Source organism: Streptomyces sp. NPDC088147, from assembly GCF_044741565.1.
Lineage (GTDB): Bacteria > Actinomycetota > Actinomycetes > Streptomycetales > Streptomycetaceae > Streptomyces.
On record NZ_JBIUSY010000001.1, the window covers coordinates 1,199,485 to 1,218,322 of the forward strand.

The window sequence follows — 18,838 nt, forward strand, 5'->3', positions numbered from 1 at the left end:
ACCGCCGCCGTCCGCCCTTCCCCCGTACCGTCTCCCACGGTCCTTCCTTCCGCGGTCTTCCCTGCCGCGAGGGCGCCGCCCTTCGTGGCGGCCGGCTTCCGGAGTGTCGTATCCCTGGCCATCGTCATCCCTTCAGCGCCGTGCCGCTGTCCCAGTACTCCGCGACGGCCTTCGGGCTCTTCACCAGACCGGCTTCGGCGAAGACGTCGATGGTCTGCTGCCAGTCGCCCTCGGTGTTGACGCCCGGGGCCTTGCCTCGTGTCGCGTCGGTGTGGAGCAGTGTGACGGTCGTCTTGAACTGCTCCAGCAGGACATTCGTGGGCGGCAGTTGCTCCGAGGCGCCGTCCATCTCCGCGACGGCCGCCTCCGGTGCCTTCTCCGCCGCCGCCCATGCCTCGCTGACGGCCCGCACCATGCGCCCGGCCAGCTCGCCCTTGCCGGAGAGGATCTTCTGACCCGCGATCAGGCCGTTGGAGTAGAAGTTGAGTCCGTGCTCCGAGAAGCGCAGATACGACACGTCCTTCTTGGCCTTGTCCTGCATGGTCGGACCCTGGTCACTGGCGTAGCCGAGCAGCGCGTCCGTCTTGCCGGAGATCACCGCGGCGATCTTGCCCGCCGGGTCGGTGTTCTGGATCCGGACGTCCGACTCCTTCAGATCGTTCTTCGCCAGGAAGATCGGGAACGTCTTGGTGAGCGCGTCACCGGCCGTGCCCGCGATGGTCTTGCCCTTGAGATCGGCGGGGTGGGAGACGTTCTCGCTCGCGAAGAACTGCACCGAGGAGGGCGTGGTCTGGAGGAAGACACCGAGGCTCTTGACCTTGACGCCCTGGTCCACCCCGCTGAGGACGGCCGGTGTGTCGGCCCAGCCGAAGTCGGTCTGGCCCGCGGCCGTCGCCTGCACGGTCTTCTGCGAGCCCTGGCCCGCCCGGATCGTCAGATCGATGCCGTGCTTCTCGAAGATCTTCTGCTGCTTGCCGTAGTAGAACGGCGCGTGTTCGCCGTACGGATACCAGTTGAGGGTGAGCGTCACCTTGTCGAGCTTCTTGCCGGAGTCGCTCGTGGTGGTCCCCGAGCCGCCCTCACCACAGGCCGTGGCGACCAGGAGCAGCGGTACGAGGCCGATCAGGAGTCTGCGCGCATGCATGGCTGGCCCTTCCCTGAAAGGGATCGAGTCGAGTCGGTCAGTACGAGGTGGTGACGTTGGTGTCCCGGCGGCTGGCGTGCCAGGGCAGCAGCAGTTTCTCGGCGATCTCGACCAGGACGAAGAGGACGACGCCGATCAGTGACATGACGAGCAGTCCCGCGAAGAGCATCGGGGTGTCGAGGTTGCCGTTCGCCTGGAGGATCACATAACCGAGCCCCTCGTTGGCGCCGACGAACTCACCGACGACCGCTCCGGTGACCGCCAGGGTCACGGCGACCTTGAGACCGGAGAAGAGATGCGGCAGCGAGGCCGGGAAGCGGATCTTGGCGAAGGTCTGCCAGGGCTTCGCGCCCATGGTGGCGGAGAGCTGGAGCATCTCCGGATCGACCGCCTTCAAGCCGGTGACCATGGAGATCACCACCGGGAAGAAGGCGATGAGGACGGCGATCAGGATCTTCGGTGTGATGCCGAAGCCGAGCCAGACCACGAACAGCGGTGCGATGGCGATCTTGGGCACGACCTGGGCGAAGAGCAGAATGGGGTAGAGCGTCTTCTCGACGGTCGAGGAGTAGACCATGACGACCGCCGCGAGCACCCCGACCACCACGGCGATCACGAAGCCGAGCAGCGTCTCATAGGTCGTCACCCAGGTGTGCTGCCAGAGGTAGTCGGCCTTGCCGGTGAGCACGTCGAGGGTCGCACCGGGCGACGGGACGAGATACGGCTCCACCAGTTCGGCCGCCGCGATGATCCACCAGAGGGCGAAACAGCCCGCCAGCAGGACGAGGGGCCGCCAGCCGGCCTCGACGGCACGGGCGAGCCGCTCCCCCGTCCCCGGACCGTTCCGTTCGGCGACCCCGGACACTCCCTTGTCCGGTACGGGCGCGGGTGCGGGTTCCGGCTGCGGTGCGGATGCCGGCGCGACGCTCTGGCTCACTGTGAACTCCTCGGGAAAACCGGGCAGTTATAAGTGCGCTGTTCGCCTACAAGCGCTTTCAGAAAGCGCTTTCTGATAGGGTGATCGCCACGCTAATGACTGCCCGTCCGTACGGTCAATAGGTCGTCCCGAAATTTCGGGGTCCGCCCCGGGCCCCGCCGCCACCGCGACCCGGGGGTCGAGTTGAGTGAACGGGAAGCACAGACCGAAGTACAGACCCATGTGACACTGGAGGCCGTCGCCCGCCGCGCGGGCGTCTCCCTGGCGACGGCCTCCAGAGCGCTGAACGGCACGACGAGAGTCCGCGAGGAACTGCGCCAACGGGTGCACGCGGCGGCCGATCTGCTCGGTTACATCCCCAACGCCCATGCCCAGGCCCTCGCCAGCGCCTCCAGCAATACGGTGGGGCTCATCTGCCACGATGTGGGCGACCCGTATTTCGCCGCGATCGCGGGCGGGGTGATGCGGGCGGCGGCCGAACAGGACGTCCTGGTCATGCTCGCCAGTACGTTCAGGGAGCCAGCCAGGGAGATCGCCTATGTCTCGATGCTCCGCGCCCAGCGGGCCCGCGCCATCCTGCTGATCGGCTCGGGCTTCCAGGACCCGTCCTGGGAACGGAAGTTGGCCGCCGAGGTGGCTCCGTACATCCGCGCGGGCGGGCGCGTCGCCGTGGTGAGCCGGCACCGGAGTCTGCGCGCCGACGCCGTGCTTCCCGAGAACCGTGCCGGGGCCGCGGCGCTCGCCCGCGCCCTACTGGCCCTGGGGCACCGGGAGTTCGGGGTCCTCAGCGGGCCGCGCGAACTCACCACGGTCTCCGACCGGCTGGCCGGGTTCCGGGAAGGGCTCGGCGAGGCCGGGGTCGTCCTCAGGCCCGGGTCCGTCGTCCACGGCGCGTTCACCCGCGACGGCGGCTACACGGCGGCCCGCGAACTGCTCGACGGCCCGGCTCGCCCCCGCCCCACCTGTGTCTTCGCGGTGACGGACGTGATGGCGGTGGGGGCGCTCGCCGCCTTCAGGGAGGCGGGTCTACGGGTGCCGGAGGATCTGTCGCTCGCCGGTTTCGACGACATCCCGCTCGTACGGGAGCTGACTCCTCCGCTCACGACCGTCGCCCTGCCGCTCACCGCCATGGGCGAGAGCGTGATCTCGCTCGCGCTGCGGGAGCCGCGTGGAGCGCGCTCGCGGGTGCTGCGGGTCGGCGGCGAAGTCGTCCTGCGCGCCAGCACCGCGCCACCGTCACCCACCACCACCCCGCTCTGGGACTCCTGCTGACGGTCCCTCACCACACGGCATCGGAAAGCACGGTCAGATCAGCCCATCCTCCCTGCGGTGGATCTGCGCCATCAACTCGGCGGCGAAGGACTTGATGGTGTCGAGACCGGTCCGGCCCCACCGCCTCGGCTCGGTGTCGGCCACACAGACGGTGCCGAGCGCCATCCCCGTACGGTCGATGAGCGGAGCCCCGAGATACGAGCGGATGCCGGTCTCGTCGACCAGCGCGTTCCCGGCGAACCGGGGGAAGTCCCGTACGTCCTCCAGGACCAGCGCCTTGTGCCGTACCACCACATAGGGGCAGTAGCCGTGGTCACGGGCCATGAACCGCTCCCTCCCGGCGCCCGGAGGAGCGTGCAGCCCGGCGAAGAACTGCCGCTCCTCGTCGATGAAGTTGACCATCGCGTACGGAGCGCCCGTCAGCTGGGCCAGCTGCTGGGCGACGGCGTCGAAGGCCGGTTCGGCGCGCTCCCCCAGCCCGAGCCCGCGCAGCCGGACCACACGGTCGGGCGCCTCACGGTCGACGGGGGTGAGCAGCAGACGGCCGATCGGGTCGTACGTCATACGCGGAGCTCCGTCACTCTGAGGGGGCCGCGGGCGGCGCCGGGGTCGCGGTGATCAGATGCTGGACGAGGGTGACGAGCGTCTGGATCCCGGAACTGGCGATGCGCGCGTCGCAGAGCACGATCGGCACCTCCGGCTTGAGATCGATCGCGGCCCGCACCTCCTCCGGCTCATAGCGGTACGAGCCGTCGAACTCGTTGACGGCGACGACGAATCCGATCCCGCGCCGCTCGAAGAAGTCCACCGCGGAGAAGGAGTAGTCCAGCCGCCGGGTGTCGGCCAGCACGATCGCACCGAGCGCGCCGCGCGACAGCTCGTCCCACATGAACCAGAAGCGCTCCTGCCCCGGCGTCCCGAACAGATACAGCACATGGCGCTCGTCGAGCGTCAGTCTGCCGAAGTCCATGGCGACCGTCGTCGATGTCTTGGCCTCGACGCCCGTCAGATCGTCGGTCGCGGCGCTGACCTGGGTCAGCAGCTCCTCCGTACTCAGCGGCGCGATCTCGCTGACGGCCCCCACGAACGTCGTCTTGCCGACCCCGAAACCGCCGGCGACCAGGACCTTCAGCGCGGTGGGAAAGGGCGCGGGGACGACGGACGCGACGGGAGCCGTGGGGGCGGTGGAAGCGGCAGGGGCGACTGGGGCGGCGAGTGCGTCAGAGCTGTCGTCGTAGACCATCGAGGACTGCCTCCAGCAGGAATCGATCGGTGGGGTGGTCGAAGCTGTGGGGCGGCCGTGCCGTGATCGCCCCGCAGTCCACGAGATCGGAGAGCAGCACCTTGGTGACCGTCACGGGAAGCCGCAGATGTGCCGCGACCTCCGCGACGGAGGTCGGTCCCTGGCAGAGGCCGACGGCATGGGCGTGCTCGGGCCCGAGATGCGTCTGGGGTCCCGATCCCGTGGACATGACCAGCGTGAGCAGGTCCAGAGCTGTGGTCGGCCGGGTCCGGCCCCCGCTCACGGCGTACGGGCGGATGAGCCGGCCGGCCGCGTCGTCGAGCCACGGCCCGTCCGTCGGAAGCGGCACCGTCAGTGCCCCGCGACGCTCGGCGAGAAACCGGCCTCGTGCCTGAGCGGCGTGACCAGATACGGCCGTACGCTCTTGACCAGCATCGCCATCTCGTAGCCGAGGACGGCGGCGTCCGCCTCACGGCCCGCCAGCACGGCGAGACAGGTGCCCGAGCCCGCGGTGGAGACGAAGAGCAGGGTCGAGTCGAGTTCCACGACGACCTGACGGACCTCCCCGCCGTCACCGAACCGAGCCCCGGCGCTGCGGCCCAGCGAGTAGAGGCCGGAGGCGAGCGCCGCCATGTGATCGGCGCTGTCGGGGTCCAGGCCGTGCACGGACCTCACCAGACCGTCGGAGGAGAGCAGCACCGCGCTTCGGGTGTACGGGACTCGCTGGACCAGACCGCTCAACAGCCAGTCGAGGTCGGAGGCATGGCCGGTCGGCACATCGCTCGCCATGGTGCATCTACTCCTTGGGGGTGGTGTCGTGGCGCCGCGGTTCCGGCGGTTGCGCGAGGGACTCGGACAGCGGGGCGGGCAGGAGGTCCGGCAGCGGACCGGTCGACGGATCCGGCAGCGGACCGGTCGACGGACCTGTCAAGGGATCGGTCAACGGGTCGGGTACGGAGGCCGATGGGCGGACGGGCTGGGATTCGGCGAGTCCGATGCCCCGCTGGAAGGCGGCCATCAGGCCGGGGTCGTGGAGCACGGCCTCCTCGGCGGACGGCGGCGGGGGCGGGGCCTCGCGCAGTTGCGGGACCATGTGCTCCTGGCCGCGGCGTCTGGGCAGTTGGGGCCGGCTCGCGGTGGCGTGGATGGTGCCGTCGCCGAGAGGCTCGACCCGCGGGCGGGCCGGGTCCGGTGCGGCGGGCGGTCGCCGCCGGTCGGGGTGGACGGCGCCGGGGCGCGCGGCGGCGGGGGTGGGGCGTTCGGCGCCCGCGTCACGTACGGGGAGCGGGGCGGGGGCGCCCAGGGGTGGTGTCGGTCCCGGCTGGGGCGGCGGTGGCTGCTGCGGCAGCGGCGGCGGCTGGGGGGACTGCGACGGCCGGGACGGGGGCTGCGGCTGCTGCGACGGGGGCTGGGGCTGCGCCTCGTACATCTGCGGCCGCGAGGGCTGTGATGGCAGCGGTGACTGAGGCCGCGTCCCGTACGTCTGGTGCTCGCCGTTCCGCTCGTCCGGCCGGTCGGAGCCGTCGGAGCCGAGCAGCGCCTGCGGCAGAACCAGTACGGCCTGGATCCCGCCGTAGATATTGGACTGGAGACGTACGGCGATGCCGTGCCTGCGCGCCAGGGCCGACACCACGAAGAGCCCGATCCGCCCGTCCTGGAGCAGATGCGCGACATTGACCTGGTCGGGGTCGGTGAGCAGTCCGTTCATCTTCTTCTGCTCGTTGAACGGCATCCCCAGGCCCCGGTCCTCCACCTCGATGGCCAGACCCGCCGTCACATGCTGCGCCCGCAGCAGCACTTGGGTGTGCGGGGAGGAGAAGACCGTGGCGTTCTCGACCAGTTCGGCCAGCAGATGGATGACATCGGCCACGGCATGGCCACGCAGCGTGCCGTCGATCGGCGGTACGAGCTTGATCCGCGGGTACTGCTCGACCTCGGCGATGGCCGAGCGCAGGACCTCCGTCATGGTGACCGGCCTGCTCCACTGGCGCCGGGAGATCGCCCCGCCGAGAACGGCGAGGTTCTCGGCGTGCCTGCGGATACGGGTCGCCAGATGGTCGACGTGGAAGAGGCCCTTCAGCAGCTCCGGGTCCTCGACCTCGTTCTCCAGCTCGTCGAGGAGCTGGATCTCCCGGTGGACGAGGGACTGGAGCCGGCGGGCCAGATTGACGAAGACCTCCACCTTCTGTTCGTCCCCGACGCTGCTGGAGAGCCGGGACGCCTGCACCACGGCGGCGACGGCGGCATCCCGGGAGCGGCCCAATTCCTGTGCCAGCAGATCGAATTCGTCACCGCCGGGAACCGCGGGCGGGGCCGGTGCGGGGCGTACGGGCACCCGCTCGCCCCGCCGGAGCTGCTCGACGACCGCGAGCAGCTCGGCCTGCCCGCGCGCGCTGGAGCGACGCATCGCGTTGCAGCGGTCCAGGACGGACTTCGCGGTACGTTCCGCGCCGAGGGCGGCCGCCGCGATGGCGGCGAAGGCGAGCAGCGCCATGCCGAACAGCGCCGTCCAGAGCGCGACGGTCGGTTCCGCCGCGGTGGAGCGCAGGATGAGCACGACGGCGGCGGCGCCGCTGAGCGCCGCGACTATCGCCGGAAGGACGGCGGTGCGCAGCAGTTGAGGCCGTATGCGGGCGTCCGGCGGTGTCGGCGTGTCCGTCCTGGCCGGGGACGGGAACGGGCGGGAGCCCGGCCTGCCGTGCCGCCCGCCCTCGCGGCGCTCCGGCCGCGCGACGGGTGCGCGAAGTTGAGACATCAGTGTCCTCGGTACGTCGGGCCCCAGGAAGCGGCGTCGTGCGGGTGGTGCGATTCCGGCGACAGCGGCAGGACCTGCGCATACCGCGTACGCCCTCCGTTGATCACCGAGCACTTACGGTAGTCGCCAAGCGTTCCCTCGCGGTGGGCAGTTGACGAAGTTCCCCACAGAGCATCCCGCTCCGGTATGAGGCATCGCACATCAGCGCGAAATACGACGTTCGGCCCGGTGCGAGGCACCGGGCCGAACGTCTCCACGCGAGAGACGACTCCACGCGAGAGGGAAGAAGGGGGAAAGAAGCTCAGGAGGACGGCAACGGAATCCTCAGGAGGACGGCGACAGAATCACGGAGCGGCTGAGATGGCGCGGACTGTCCGGGTCGAGACCGCGCCGGTCCGCCAGTGCGAGGGCGAGCCGCTGGATGCGTACCAGCTCGGCCAGCGGGTCCAGCGTCCCCGGCACCCACAGCCCGCCGGTCGCCCGTACCTGCTCCTCAAGCCCCTCGGGAGCCGGCCCGAGCGCCCATGTGGCCGTCCCCTGGGTCGTGATGCTGATGGGACCGTGGCGGTACTCCATCGCCGGATACGCCTCGGTCCAGGCCAGCGCCGCCTCCCGCATCTTGAGCGCGCCCTCCTCCGCGAGCCCGACGGTCCAGCCCCGGCCGAGGAACGTGAACTGCGTGCACTCGGTCACCCCGGCGGGCAGGGGCTCCGCGAGGGCCGTCTCCGCGTCCGCCACCGCCGCGTCCGGGTGCAGCCCGAGGTGCGCGCGGAGCAGCGTGAGCGCGGTGGTGGCGAAGCGCGTCTGGACGACGGACCGCTCGTCCGCGAAGTCCAGTACGACCAGATCGTCGGCGGCCGTACGCACCGGCGTCCCGGGGTCCGCGGTGATCGCGGTCGTACGGGCGGTGCCGCGGACGTCCGCGAGCAGCGACAGCACCTCGGTGGTCGTCCCCGACCGGGTCAGCGCCACGATCCGGTCGTAGCGGCGGCCGGCGGGGAACTCGGAGGCGGCGAACGCGTCGGTCTCGCCCAGCCCCGCCCCCTCCCGCAGCCCGGCGTAGGCACGGGCCATGAACAGCGAGGTGCCGCAGCCGACGACGGCCGTGCGCTCACCCGGCTCCGGCAGCTTGTCGCGTACCCCTTCGGCCAGGGCCGCCGCCCGGCGCCAGCACTCGGGCTGACTGGCCAGTTCCGTCTCCACATGCGTCATGTGCGTCCCCACTCCCCTGAGCCCTGCGACTCTCGAACCGTATGATTGTTTCTGCATGCTAGACGACACTTTCAATCACAAACAAGCAATTGGAACGAGGTCGCGAGCACATAGGATCGAGGCTCCACGGGACCGAGGGGGTTACGGTGAATCGCCATGAGCGGCATACGACCTTGCTTGAGCTGCTGACCGAGCGGCATCAGCTGGAGGTCGAGGCCGCCGCCGCGGAGCTGGGGGTGTCCGTGGCGACCATCCGCCGCGACCTCGATCACCTCGCCGAGCAGCAGTTGGTGACGCGCACCCGGGGCGGGGCGGTGGCGCACTCCGTCGCGTACGAACTGCCACTGCGGTACAAGGCGGTACGGCACGCCTCGGCGAAGGAGCGCATCGCGCGCGCCGCCGCGGCGATGACCGAACGCGGCATGGTGGTCGGGCTGAACGGCGGCACGACCACCTCGGAGGTGGCCAGAGCCCTCGCCACCCGCGGTGAGCTGCGGGGGACGGCGGAGGAGCGGATGGCCGAGGAGCCCGCGCTCACGATCGTCACCAACGCGCTGAACATCGCCCATGAGCTGGCGGTCCGGCCGCACATCAAGGTGGTGACGACGGGCGGGGTCGCGATGCCCCAGTCGTACGAACTCGTCGGGCCGCTCGCCCGGCACATCATCGGCGAGGTCAGCCTCGACATCGCCTTCATCGGCGCGGACTCCGTCGACACGGAGGCGGGCGCCGGTGCCCACAGCGAGCACGAGGCGAGTATCAACGCGCTGCTCGCCGAGCGGGCGCGGACGCTGGTCGTGGTGGCGGACAGCTCCAAGCTGGGCGCCCGCGCGTTCGCGCGGATCTGCCCGGTGGAGGACATCGGGACGCTCATCACGGACTCCGGCGCGCCGGAGTGGGCGCGCCGGTTCGAGGAGCGCGGGGTACATGTCGTCCAGGTCTGAGCGTCCGAGCGGACACCAGGACCCATGTGAGCCATGAGGGCGGGGACCGCATCCCGGCCCCCGGATCCCGAGCCCCCCCCCGAGCCCCGGGGATTCTCTCCCGCTGCCGCCCCGCCCTTGCCCGCCCCTCGCGTGGGGCCCGCGCGCCTACGCGGAGGACGTGGTCTCGGCCGTCTCCTCCGTTTTCCCGCCGTCACCCTTGCCGGTGGTGTCGCCCGCCGTACCCACCGTCGCCGCCGGAGCCCCGGCGGCGGAGCGCGCGGTCACGGAGGGCCAGCCCCCGGCCGGCACGGCGGCCACGGAGCGCCACCACGGGGCGTCGGGAACCTCGTCACCGGTGGGCTCGAAGGGCTGGCCGGGGCGCGGCAGCGCGATCCCGGCACCCGCTTCGGCGGCGGCGGTGACCGTGCCCTCGCCGGGCTCGGCCCACGGGTGCGGGGCGAGGTTGAACGTACCCCAGTGGATGGGCAGCATCACGCCGGACGGACGGCCGCCCTGGAGATCGAGATGGGCGCGCATGCCCTCGGCCGGGGTCATGTGGATATCGGGCCAGTACTCGCTGTACGCGCCGATCTGGATCATGGTGGCGTCGAACGGGCCGTGCTCGGCGCCGATGTCGCGGAATCCGGGGAAGTAGCCGGTGTCCCCGCTGTGGTAGATCCGGTGCTCGGGACCGGCCACGGCCCAGGACGCCCAGAGTGTGTGCTGCTGGTTGCGCAGCCCGCGGCCGCAGAAGTGCCGGGCGGGGGTGGCGGTCAGCCGGATACCGGCGACCTCGGTGGACTCGTTCCAGTCGAGTTCGCGCAGCCGGGACGCCGGCACGCCCCACCTCTCCAGATGGGCGCCGACACCGAGCGGTACGGCGAAGACCGTGTCCGTGGAGGCGAGGGCCCGGATGGTGGGCAGGTCCAGGTGGTCGTAGTGGTCGTGGGAGATCACGACGACATCGACGGGACCGAGGGAGGCGAGCGGGACGGGCGCCGGGTGCAGCCGCTTCGGCCCCGCGAAGGCGAACGGCGAACACCGCTCACCCCAGACGGGGTCGAAGAGCACGCGCCGGCCGTCGATCTCGGCGAGCACGCTCGAATGCCCCATCCAGGTGAGGCGGAGGCCCGAGACCGGGGGCGCGGCGAGGTCCGCGAGGGTGGTGGAGTGCACGGGAATGGTGCCGATCGGCGACCGCCGGGCCCGCGCTTCCTTCTGGAAGTAGATCTTCGCGAACTCCAGTCCCGAGGCGCCGGACGGTCTGGTCCTGGCCCCCACCGGGTTCTGGAACACCCCGTCGACGAAGTTCGGCGAGCGGTGGATCCGCTCCAGCCGCTCGCCCGCCGAATCGGCCCCGAAGGCCGCGGGTCGCAGCGAGCGCAGCCGGGAGCGCAACGAAAGGGGGGAACCAGCGCCTGTCACAGCACCTCCTGGAGGTTCGGTGTCGTCCCATTATGTCCGGGTGTGTACATCGGTGCGGGTCGAGTCGATCGGATGCGATCGGGTGCCCCACCCGGGCCGGCGTACGCACGTCCAACGTCGTCACTGCCCCCGGGATTCCCGGCTACGCCCCCCGAGTCGGGTGATCTCCCCGGCACGCACCCCGGCCGTGACCCCGGCCGTGACCCGGTGGTCGTCGCGACGGCCGGCGGCCGTCTGCCGTTCGTCGCGCAACGGTACGGCTGGTACGGGTGAGACGCGGGGGCCGGTCTCGGTAGGGTGGCGTCGTGGCGAGAGTGCGGCTGAGTGTGGCGGAACGGCGCGAGGACCTGCTGCGCGCCGCCGTCGAACAGATCGAGGCACGGGGCGTCGCCGCCGTGCGGATCTCCGATGTCGCCGCCGTGCTCGGCGTCAGCAACGCGCTGGTGCTCTATCACTTCTCCACGAAGGAGAAGCTGGTCGCCGAGGCCTTCGCCCATGCCGCACGGGGCGATCTCGACCAGCTGCGCGCGCTGCTCGGCCGGCGCGACAGCGCGCTGGCACGGCTGCACGGCGCGGTCCGCTGGTACGCGCCTGCCGGGGAGGCCAAGGGGTGGCGGCTGTGGATCGAGAGCTGGGCGGCGGCGCTGCGCGACCCCGCGCTGCGTGAGGTGGCGGGCGCTCTCGACCAGCAGTGGAAGGCGGCGCTCGCCGAGGTCATCGCGGAGGGCTCGGCGGCGGGCGAATTCCACTGCGCGGACCCGGTGTCGGCGGCCTGGCGACTGACCGCCATGCTGGACGGCCTCGCGGTTCAGATGACGTCGTACGAGGGTTCACTGCCGCGCGCCACCATGCTGGAGTGGGCCGACGAGGCCCTCGCCCGCGAACTGGGGCTGGACAGCACGGCCTTCGGAAGACCCGGCCCCGGAATGTAGAGCCGCACGGACACACGTACAGACCTCAGGCAGCGGAAAGGGAGATCGTGGCGCAGCAGCGGACCGACCAGCTCCATCATGATGTGCTGGTCGTCGGGGGCAGCGGGGTGGATACCGTCGTCCGGGTCGACTCGCTGCCGGTGCCACTCGCCGACGCGGTCTCGGTGGGGCCGATCCTCGAATGGCCGGGGCACACCGGCGGCAATGTGGCGCTCGGCTGCCGGAATCTCGGCCTGGACGTCAAGTTCCTCGACTACCTGGGGGACGACTGGACCGGCGAACAGGTCCGGGAGCGGCTCGCCCGGGGTGATGTGGACTTCGAGGCCCTGCACTCCCCGGCGGGCACCCGGCGCGCGGTCAATCTCGTGGAGAAGACCGGCCGTCGGATGTCCTTCCATGACGCCAGGGACCCGGACGATCTGCGGATGCCGCGCGACTTCTATCTGCCCCATCTCGAACGCGCGCGCCATGTCCATCTGTCGATCACCAACTTCGCCCGGTTCCTCTATGACGACATCGAGGCGCTGGGTGTCCCGGTCTCGACCGATCTGCACGACTGGGACGGTCTCTCCGACTATCACCGGGACTTCGCCTTCCGGTCCGACCTGGTGTTCCTCAGCGCCGCCGGGGCGAGCGAGCGGATCGCCTCGGTGATGCGGGAGATCCTGCGCGAGGGCCGGGCCGAGGCGGTCGTCGCGACGGCGGGCGCGGGCGGCTCGTATGTGATGAGCCGTGAGGGGAGCCGGACGCCGCGCCCGGTCAGGGCGACCGTCCCGCCCGCGCCGGTGGTGGACTCCAACGGCGCGGGGGACGCGTACGTCTGCGGCTTCCTGTACGGGCGGCTGGCCGGGCGCGATCTGGAGGAGTGCGCCCGGCTCGGCGCCGTGGCGGGTGCCCATGCCTGTACGGGCGAGGGCAACGAGGCGCTGATCGGACGGGACGCGCTGCTCGCGGCCTGAACACGCGGTCCAGCGGCCCGAGCCACCGGTCCGGCCGCCCCGCCCCCCGGTCACCACGCACCCCCGACGACGACGCCTCCCCCACCGGCGGACGCTCCGTTCAGGTCTGCCGCACCGGCGCGTACGCCTCCTCCTCCACCCCGAAGGTCCAGGCGACCCCCGCCTTCGCCGTGGACATGGTGGGCGGCACGCGCAGCCAGTAGGTGCGGTACGTACCGTCCGGCTCCGGTGTCGAGTTGACGACCTCGACCATCGCGACATCCTCGTCGCCGTCCAGCGCGATCCGCCACAGCACACCGGTCTCGTCGCTGTGGACGGGCCTCGCTCCCGACTCGTTCAGATAGCGGTCGTAGCCGTAGTACTCCAGCATCACGCGGCGCAGTTCCGCATTGGCCTCGGTACGGATGCGCTCGGGGGTGAGGGACGGCAGCCCGGCGAGGAACTCGGCCGGTACGGGCATCCCGCGCCACGCGTGCAGGGCGAAGCCGTCCGGGTAGGCGAGCGCGGGGCCGTCACCGCGGTCCAGCCGGCCCGCCTCGTCGCGGTACAGCGCGACGGGACGCTCGCAGATCACCACGGCGCGCTCGTACGGCCACCACCAGCCGGCGTGCCGTGCCACCTCGGCGAGTCCTTCGAGGCGTTCGCTGCGGCCGTCGAACGCGGCGAGCCAGGCCGCGTCCTGCTGGCCGAGAACCGCGTCGAGCAGCACCGCGCGGAGCTCGGCCGCCTCGGCGGGCCGGTCGGCGAGGCTCTCCACGATTCCGGTGCGTATCCGCTCGGCGAGCGCCCGGGTGGTGTCCCACAGCCGGGCGCCGGTCGCGTTCCAGTGCGCGGCCCAGCCCGCCGGTCCCAACTCGTCGTGCACCCTGCGCCGTTCCTCGGCCCACGGGAAGGTGCGCACCTCGTCACGCACGGACCGGCCCGCGTCGCCGAGCGACCGGGCGGTCCGCGCGCCGGCCAGCGGCGAGCCGGCCCAGATGATCCGCTCGGGCTCCGCGAGGCCCGCCCGGCGGTAGGCGAGCCGCACCCCCCGCTCGGCGGCGGCCCTGTCCGTCTCCCCCGTCGCCGCCGCGACCGCCCGCCACGTACTCACGTCACTCATCCCCGAAACCCCATCCGATGTCATTCCCGTCCCCTGTCATGCCCGTCCCCCTGTCTGTCCGCCGTCCGCGTACCGCTGGACCGCTGTTGTCCGTCGCCCCGCGGCCCGCCGCGGGGGGCGTGCCGGGCGCTGTCCGCCGCGCTCAGTCCGCGACCATGCGCACCGCGCCCGGCAGGTACTCGCGCTGGCGCACCACCCGGAACCACCCCTTGGGCAGCGGTATCGCCGCGTGCTCCTCGTGCACCACCCGTCCGCCTTCCGGGAGATGGAGGAACATCGGTCCCAGCTCGTCGCCCGGTTCTCGGACCAGCCGGCCGGGTCCGGCCACCGCGTGGGCGTGGCCGGTGACCTCGCCGAGGGCCAGGACCAGTCGCCCCCGCGCGTCCCTCGGCTCTCCCGGGGTGCGCGCGGCGTCCACAACGCGCGGCGGCACCGTCTCCTCCGCGACGGGCACGATCAGGACGTCTCCCTGCCGGAACATGGCTCTCCCCTCGACCAGCGGCGCCGGTGCGCCGACCTGTGAACGACGCTAAGGGGAGGGTCTGACAATCGGCCCTGCGGCGGGTGTTGTCAGTGGCCGCTGGTAGAACTGCTCCACATCAGCCGATCACATGTCACAGGTGTCTGGAGCGTTCGTCATGGCCATTTCGAACCATCTGCGGGAGTTCTACGGCCTGCCCGCGTTCGACTTCCCCGCAGCGGAAACGACGGCGGAGCTCCCCGACCCGGCCACCGTGGCCTGGCGCATCTCGGTCGACTCGTACGACGCCGAGGAGGAGTGGGAGGCGGCGTTCGCGCGCTTCACCGCATCCGTGGACACCACCGAGGTCCGGGCGCTGATCGTCGGATCGTGGAGCGATGCCTACGAGTCCGGCCCCGACGAGGTGATCTCGGCCCTCGTCGCCGCCCGCGACCGGCTGCCCGCCCTGCGCGCGCTGTTCCTCGGTGACATCACCTTCATGGAGTGCGAGATCTCCTGGATCAACCAGGGGCTGGTGACCCCGCTGCTCGACGCCTTCCCCGAGCTGCTGGAATTCGGTGTCCGCGGCGGCCAGGACCTGCGTTTCCCCGCCGTCCGGCACGCGCGGCTGCGCTCTCTCACCATCGAGACGGGCGGTCTGGACGCCGAGGTGGTGCGGTCCGTCGCGGCGAGCGACTTCCCCGAGCTGGAGCACCTCGACCTCTGGCTCGGCACGTCGTGGTACGGCGCGAACGCCAACACGGCCGATCTGGCGCCGATCCTGGGCGGGGCGCGGCTGCCCCGGCTGCGGTCGCTGGCGCTGCGCAACAGCGAGATACAGGACGAGATCGCCGGGGCACTGGCCGGCGCCCCGGTCGTGGCCGGGCTGGAGACACTCGATCTCTCGATGGGCACGCTCGGCGACGACGGCGCGGAGGCTCTCCTCGGCGGCCAGCCGCTCAGCCATCTCAAGAAGCTCGATCTGCACCACAACTACCTCGGCGAGGCGATGCGGAAGCGTCTCCTCGACACGCTGGGCGCGGCCGGTGTCGAGATCGACCTCTCCGAGAGCACGGAGCCGGACCGCGAGTCGGACGGCGTCGAGCACCGCTACACCGCGGTGGCGGAGTAACGGATGGCCCCTGACCTGAGCGACGCGCCCCCGGCGGGCGCCGATCCGAAGCTGGTCGTGGTCGGGGTCCCCGGCAACCGCCGCGTGTCCCTGTTCCAGGACGCCGTCCGGGCCGCCGGGCTGGCCCCCGCCCGCGAGGTGGCCTGGCGCGATGTGCTGGACGGCCGGGCGCGGTTCGCGCCCGGGGAGACGGTACGGCTCGACTCCCCGGGTGAGGACCCGGAGGTGGACCGGCTGCTGCGCGACGTGGACGATCCGACCCGCGTCGAAGGCACGGCCCGCTGGTACGAGCGGTTCATGGCGGCGGCCCGGGACCTCGGCCGGGCCGTCTCCGCGGCCGGAGCCGATCCGCTGGACGATCCCGGCGAGTTGGCGGTCCTCTTCGACAAGCGGCTGTGCCATGGCGTGCTGGACGCGGCGGGGGTGCGCGTTCCCGTGTCCCCCACCTCGGGCCCCGAGGGCCCGGCCGTGTCCGGCTGGGACGATGTGCGCGCCCTGATGGCCGGGGCAGGACTCCGCCGCGCCTTCGTCAAGATCGCCCACGGCTCGTCGGCCTCCGGTGTCCTCGCCGTCGAGAGGGCGGGTCCCGGCCGGGTGCGTGCCCTCACCTCCGTCGAACGGGACGGCGCGGGGCGCCTCTTCAACTCCCTGCGGGTCCGGGACTACACCAGCGAGCGCGACGTGGCCGCGATCATCGACACCCTCGCGCCCGACGGACTGCATATCGAGCAGTGGGTGCCGAAGGGCGTCCTGGACGGCCGGTCGGCCGATCTGCGGGTGGTGGTCGTCGCGGGCCGTGCCACGCACGTGGTCGTACGGACCAGCCGGTCGCCCATGACCAACCTCCATCTGGGCGGGAAGCGCGGGGATCTCGACGCGGCCCGCGCCGTCATCACGTCGTCCGGCGGCAGCCTCTCCACGGCTCTCGCCCTCGCTGAGGCGGCGGCCGACCGCTTCCCCCTGACCCATTGCGTGGGTGTCGATCTGCTGCCCGCCCCGAGCTGGCGGCGGTACGCCGTCGGCGAGGTCAACGCCTTCGGCGATCTGCTGCCCGGTCTCACGGGTCTGCCCGGCGGCGGCGCCGAGGGCCTGGACACGTACGCGGCGCAGCTCGCCGCCCTGCCGGCGCGTACGACCCGACGGACGACCGAGGAGCCGGTGTGCGGACACCTGACATGAACGAGGTCGTCGGGCGGGACGATCTCCTGCTCGTCACCCTCGACACACTGCGCTTCGACGTCGCGGAGGAACTGGCCGCCGCGGGCCGCATTCCGCACCTCGCCCGGTATCTCCCGGACGGCCGCTGGGAGAAGCGCCACGCGCCGGGAAGCTTCACCTACGCCTCGCATCAGGCGATCTTCGCCGGATTTCTGCCCACCCCCGCCACGCCGGGTCCGCATCCACGGCTGTTCGCCGCGCGCTTCGGCGGCAGCGAGACCACGGCCGACCGGACCTTTGTGTATGACACGCCGGATCTGGTCTCCGGTCTCGCGGCGGCCGGCTACCGCACGGTGTGCCTGGGCGGGGTCGGCTTCTTCAACCAGCGGGGCGCGCTCGGTTCCGTACTGCCCGGGATGTTCCAGGAGAGCCACTGGGAGCCGGAGTTCGGCGTGGCCTCCCCCACCTCCTTCGAGTCCCAGGTCGACCGCGCGGAGAAGGTCGTCGCCGGTCTGGGGCCCGACCAGCGGCTGTTCCTGTTCGTCAATGTGGCGGCGCTGCACCAGCCCAACTGGTTCCATCTGCCCGGTGCCACCCGCGAGGCGGGCGATTCGCGGGCCACGCACGCCGCCGCGCTGGAGTATGTCGACCGCCATATCGGCCGGCTCTTCGCCGCCGCGAGCAGCCGTCGGCGCTGCTTCACGATCGTCTGTTCCGACCATGGCACCGCCTACGGCGACGACGGCTGGACCGGCCACCGTCTGGGCCACGAGGTGGTCTGGACCGTGCCGTACGCCCATTTCTTCCTGGAGAGCGGGACAGCCCGATGAGCACCACCCTCGCACCTCGTCCGTACGAGAGTTACGTCTACGCCTATCCGCACAAGACCGCCTACCGCCCGCTGGAGGACCGCCCGGCGCTGCGCGGGCTGTGGGCCGGTGAACGCAAGGACGCGCTCTCCCTCTATCTGCACATACCGTTCTGCGAGGTCCGCTGCGGCTTCTGCAATCTCTTCACCCGGATCGGCGCCCCCGGCGAACTGACGACGCGCTATCTCGACGCGCTCGACCGGCAGGCGACCGCCGTGCGCGACGCCCTGGCGGACGCGGAAGGCGGCGCGGACACCGCGCGGTTCGCCACGGCGGCCTTCGGCGGCGGCACGCCCACCTATCTGGACGCGGACGAGCTGGACCGGCTGTGCGACATCGCGGAGAAACGGATGGGGGCCGACCTGCGGGCCGTCCCGCTCTCCGTGGAGACCTCCCCCGCCACGGCCACCGCCGACCGGCTGGCGGTGCTCGCCGAGCGGGGTGCCACGCGGCTGAGCATCGGCGTCCAGAGCTTCGTCGACGCGGAAGCGAAGGCCGCCGTACGCCCACAGCGCCGCGCCGAGGTCGAGGCCGCGCTCGGCCGCATCCGGGACGCCGGGATCCCCGTGCTGAACATCGATCTGATCTACGGCATCGACGGCCAGACGGAGGCGAGCTGGCGCCAGTCCCTGGATGCCGCGCTCGCCTGGCGGCCCGAGGAGCTGTATCTCTACCCCCTGTACGTACGTCCGCTCACGGGCCTCGACCGGCTCGGCGCCGGCGGTGACGCCGCCTGGGACGAACAGCGGCTGCGGCTCTACCGGCAGGGCCGCGACCAGCTGCTCGCCCACGGCTACGAGCAGACGTCGATGCGTATGTTCCGCCGTCCGGACGTCCCGTCCGAGGACGCCGGCGCGGACGACTACGCGTGCCAGACCGACGGGATGATCGGTCTGGGCTGCGGGGCCCGCTCCTACACCTCCGCGCTCCACTACTCCTTCGACTACGCGGTCGACATGCGCGAGATACGCGGCATCATCGACACCTACACGGCGACGGAGGACTTCTCCCGCGCGGAGGTCGGCCGCCGGATCGACGAGGACGAGACGCGCCGCCGTCATCTTCTCCAGTCCCTGCTCCAGGCCGAGGGGATGGCGGAGGCCGGCTACCGCGAGCGGTTCGGCTCCGGCCCCGCCGAGGACTTCCCCGCCGAGCTGGCCCGGTTCGCAGCCCTCGGCTGGCTCGACGAGAGCGCGCCGGCCGGACTGCTGCGCCTCTCCCCCGAGGGGCTCGCGTACTCGGACGCGCTGGGTCCCGCGCTCTTCTCCCCCGCCGTACGGGCCGCGATGGCCGCGTACGAGAGGAAGTGAGC

General features: G+C 71.7%; 19 protein-coding genes. 8 read left to right on the forward strand and 11 right to left on the reverse strand.

The genetic code is table 11. The features are described 5' to 3' along the window. Positions 1–124: 124 nt before the first annotated feature. Both ACIOGX_RS04355 and ACIOGX_RS04360 read right to left on the reverse strand, forming a co-directional pair. Positions 125–1,144 carry an ABC transporter substrate-binding protein gene (locus ACIOGX_RS04355; RefSeq protein ID WP_356510763.1) on the reverse strand — a complete coding sequence of 340 codons (1,020 nt, stop codon included), beginning with the start codon at positions 1,142–1,144 and terminating at the stop codon, positions 125–127. Between the two features lie 37 nt (positions 1,145–1,181). Beyond that, a complete protein-coding gene (locus tag ACIOGX_RS04360) occupies positions 1,182–2,009 on the reverse strand; it encodes an ABC transporter permease (RefSeq protein WP_356511118.1) in 828 nt (275 codons plus the stop codon). Between the two features lie 294 nt (positions 2,010–2,303). On the opposite strand from ACIOGX_RS04360, the gene ACIOGX_RS04365 reads away from it, so the two are divergent. Further along, the gene (locus ACIOGX_RS04365) at positions 2,304–3,353 is read left to right on the forward strand and encodes a LacI family DNA-binding transcriptional regulator (protein WP_401910546.1); all 1,050 of its coding nucleotides are present in this window, start codon (positions 2,304–2,306) and stop codon (positions 3,351–3,353) included. A gap of 33 nt (positions 3,354–3,386) precedes the next feature. Here ACIOGX_RS04365 and ACIOGX_RS04370 read toward each other — a convergent pair whose 3' ends face one another. The 6 genes from ACIOGX_RS04370 to ACIOGX_RS04395 all read right to left on the reverse strand — a co-directional run bounded on the left by ACIOGX_RS04370 (position 3,387) and on the right by ACIOGX_RS04395 (position 8,563). Continuing rightward, positions 3,387–3,917, reverse strand: coding sequence for a GAF domain-containing protein (locus ACIOGX_RS04370; protein WP_356510765.1), 531 nt, complete (start codon positions 3,915–3,917; stop codon positions 3,387–3,389). A gap of 13 nt (positions 3,918–3,930) precedes the next feature. Continuing rightward, complete coding sequence (locus ACIOGX_RS04375) at positions 3,931–4,596, reverse strand: GTP-binding protein (protein WP_401910192.1); 666 nt, start codon at positions 4,594–4,596, stop codon at positions 3,931–3,933. Further along, positions 4,574–4,945, reverse strand: a complete 372-nt coding sequence (locus ACIOGX_RS04380; RefSeq protein WP_356510769.1) for a DUF742 domain-containing protein — start codon at positions 4,943–4,945, stop codon at positions 4,574–4,576. The genes ACIOGX_RS04375 and ACIOGX_RS04380 overlap by 23 nt, the downstream gene beginning before the upstream one ends. Before the next feature lie 2 nt (positions 4,946–4,947). Further along, the gene (locus ACIOGX_RS04385; protein ID WP_356510771.1) at positions 4,948–5,385 is read right to left on the reverse strand and encodes a roadblock/LC7 domain-containing protein; all 438 of its coding nucleotides are present in this window, start codon (positions 5,383–5,385) and stop codon (positions 4,948–4,950) included. A gap of 7 nt (positions 5,386–5,392) precedes the next feature. After that, positions 5,393–7,351, reverse strand: coding sequence for a sensor histidine kinase (locus ACIOGX_RS04390; protein ID WP_401910196.1), 1,959 nt, complete (start codon positions 7,349–7,351; stop codon positions 5,393–5,395). 324 nt (positions 7,352–7,675) lie between these two features. Then, complete coding sequence (locus ACIOGX_RS04395) at positions 7,676–8,563, reverse strand: SIS domain-containing protein (RefSeq protein ID WP_384773894.1); 888 nt, start codon at positions 8,561–8,563, stop codon at positions 7,676–7,678. Positions 8,564–8,709: 146 nt separating this feature from the next. On the opposite strand from ACIOGX_RS04395, the gene ACIOGX_RS04400 reads away from it, so the two are divergent. Further along, positions 8,710–9,507 carry a DeoR/GlpR family DNA-binding transcription regulator gene (locus ACIOGX_RS04400; protein ID WP_401910199.1) on the forward strand — a complete coding sequence of 266 codons (798 nt, stop codon included), beginning with the start codon at positions 8,710–8,712 and terminating at the stop codon, positions 9,505–9,507. Positions 9,508–9,654: 147 nt separating this feature from the next. Here the strand turns inward: ACIOGX_RS04400 and ACIOGX_RS04405 are convergent, their stop codons facing one another. Further along, complete coding sequence (locus tag ACIOGX_RS04405) at positions 9,655–10,914, reverse strand: MBL fold metallo-hydrolase (protein ID WP_401910202.1); 1,260 nt, start codon at positions 10,912–10,914, stop codon at positions 9,655–9,657. A gap of 305 nt (positions 10,915–11,219) precedes the next feature. On the opposite strand from ACIOGX_RS04405, the gene ACIOGX_RS04410 reads away from it, so the two are divergent. Both ACIOGX_RS04410 and ACIOGX_RS04415 read left to right on the forward strand, forming a co-directional pair. Then, a complete protein-coding gene (locus tag ACIOGX_RS04410; protein ID WP_356510781.1) occupies positions 11,220–11,846 on the forward strand; it encodes a TetR family transcriptional regulator C-terminal domain-containing protein in 627 nt (208 codons plus the stop codon). A gap of 47 nt (positions 11,847–11,893) precedes the next feature. Then, a complete protein-coding gene (locus ACIOGX_RS04415) occupies positions 11,894–12,805 on the forward strand; it encodes a carbohydrate kinase family protein (protein ID WP_356510783.1) in 912 nt (303 codons plus the stop codon). A gap of 100 nt (positions 12,806–12,905) precedes the next feature. On the opposite strand, the gene ACIOGX_RS04420 is transcribed toward ACIOGX_RS04415, so the two are convergent. After that, positions 12,906–13,907 (reverse strand): DUF6745 domain-containing protein, encoded by a 1,002-nt coding sequence (locus ACIOGX_RS04420; protein ID WP_356510785.1) that lies wholly within the window; start codon positions 13,905–13,907, stop codon positions 12,906–12,908. A gap of 142 nt (positions 13,908–14,049) precedes the next feature. After that, entirely contained in the window at positions 14,050–14,388 is a 339-nt protein-coding gene (locus ACIOGX_RS04425; protein WP_383971561.1) for a hypothetical protein, read from the reverse strand. A 157-nt stretch (positions 14,389–14,545) separates the two neighbouring features. Between ACIOGX_RS04425 and ACIOGX_RS04430 the strand changes: the two genes are divergently transcribed. Genes ACIOGX_RS04430 through ACIOGX_RS04445 form a run of 4 tightly spaced genes read left to right on the forward strand, consistent with a single transcriptional unit; the run spans position 14,546 to position 18,836 of the window. Next, positions 14,546–15,499, forward strand: coding sequence for an STM4015 family protein (locus ACIOGX_RS04430; RefSeq protein WP_401759760.1), 954 nt, complete (start codon positions 14,546–14,548; stop codon positions 15,497–15,499). 3 nt (positions 15,500–15,502) lie between these two features. Then, entirely contained in the window at positions 15,503–16,678 is a 1,176-nt protein-coding gene (locus tag ACIOGX_RS04435) for an STM4014 family protein (protein WP_401759762.1), read from the forward strand. Then, positions 16,675–17,487: an STM4013/SEN3800 family hydrolase gene (locus ACIOGX_RS04440; protein ID WP_401910549.1), complete on the forward strand. Its 813-nt coding sequence runs from the start codon at positions 16,675–16,677 to the stop codon at positions 17,485–17,487. Before ACIOGX_RS04435 ends, ACIOGX_RS04440 begins: the two co-directional genes overlap by 4 nt. Next, entirely contained in the window at positions 17,484–18,836 is a 1,353-nt protein-coding gene (locus ACIOGX_RS04445; RefSeq protein WP_401910207.1) for an STM4012 family radical SAM protein, read from the forward strand. Before ACIOGX_RS04440 ends, ACIOGX_RS04445 begins: the two co-directional genes overlap by 4 nt. Positions 18,837–18,838 lie beyond the last annotated feature (2 nt).

Excerpts from the sequence above, each read along its gene's own strand:
- ACIOGX_RS04390 (WP_401910196.1), bottom strand. The coding sequence starts at position 7,351 with ATGTCTCAACTTCGCGCACCCGTCGCGCGGCCGGAGCGCCGCGAGGGC.
- ACIOGX_RS04430 (WP_401759760.1), top strand. The coding sequence starts at position 14,546 with ATGGCCATTTCGAACCATCTGCGGGAGTTCTACGGCCTGCCCGCGTTC.
- ACIOGX_RS04375 (WP_401910192.1), bottom strand. The coding sequence starts at position 4,596 with ATGGTCTACGACGACAGCTCTGACGCACTCGCCGCCCCAGTCGCCCCT.
- ACIOGX_RS04355 (WP_356510763.1), bottom strand. The coding sequence starts at position 1,144 with ATGCATGCGCGCAGACTCCTGATCGGCCTCGTACCGCTGCTCCTGGTC.
- ACIOGX_RS04440 (WP_401910549.1), top strand. The coding sequence starts at position 16,675 with ATGAACGAGGTCGTCGGGCGGGACGATCTCCTGCTCGTCACCCTCGAC.
- ACIOGX_RS04385 (WP_356510771.1), bottom strand. The coding sequence starts at position 5,385 with ATGGCGAGCGATGTGCCGACCGGCCATGCCTCCGACCTCGACTGGCTG.
- ACIOGX_RS04370 (WP_356510765.1), bottom strand. The coding sequence starts at position 3,917 with ATGACGTACGACCCGATCGGCCGTCTGCTGCTCACCCCCGTCGACCGT.
- ACIOGX_RS04420 (WP_356510785.1), bottom strand. The coding sequence starts at position 13,907 with ATGAGTGACGTGAGTACGTGGCGGGCGGTCGCGGCGGCGACGGGGGAG.
- ACIOGX_RS04425 (WP_383971561.1), bottom strand. The coding sequence starts at position 14,388 with ATGTTCCGGCAGGGAGACGTCCTGATCGTGCCCGTCGCGGAGGAGACG.
- ACIOGX_RS04395 (WP_384773894.1), bottom strand. The coding sequence starts at position 8,563 with ATGACGCATGTGGAGACGGAACTGGCCAGTCAGCCCGAGTGCTGGCGC.
- ACIOGX_RS04435 (WP_401759762.1), top strand. The coding sequence starts at position 15,503 with ATGGCCCCTGACCTGAGCGACGCGCCCCCGGCGGGCGCCGATCCGAAG.
- ACIOGX_RS04445 (WP_401910207.1), top strand. The coding sequence starts at position 17,484 with ATGAGCACCACCCTCGCACCTCGTCCGTACGAGAGTTACGTCTACGCC.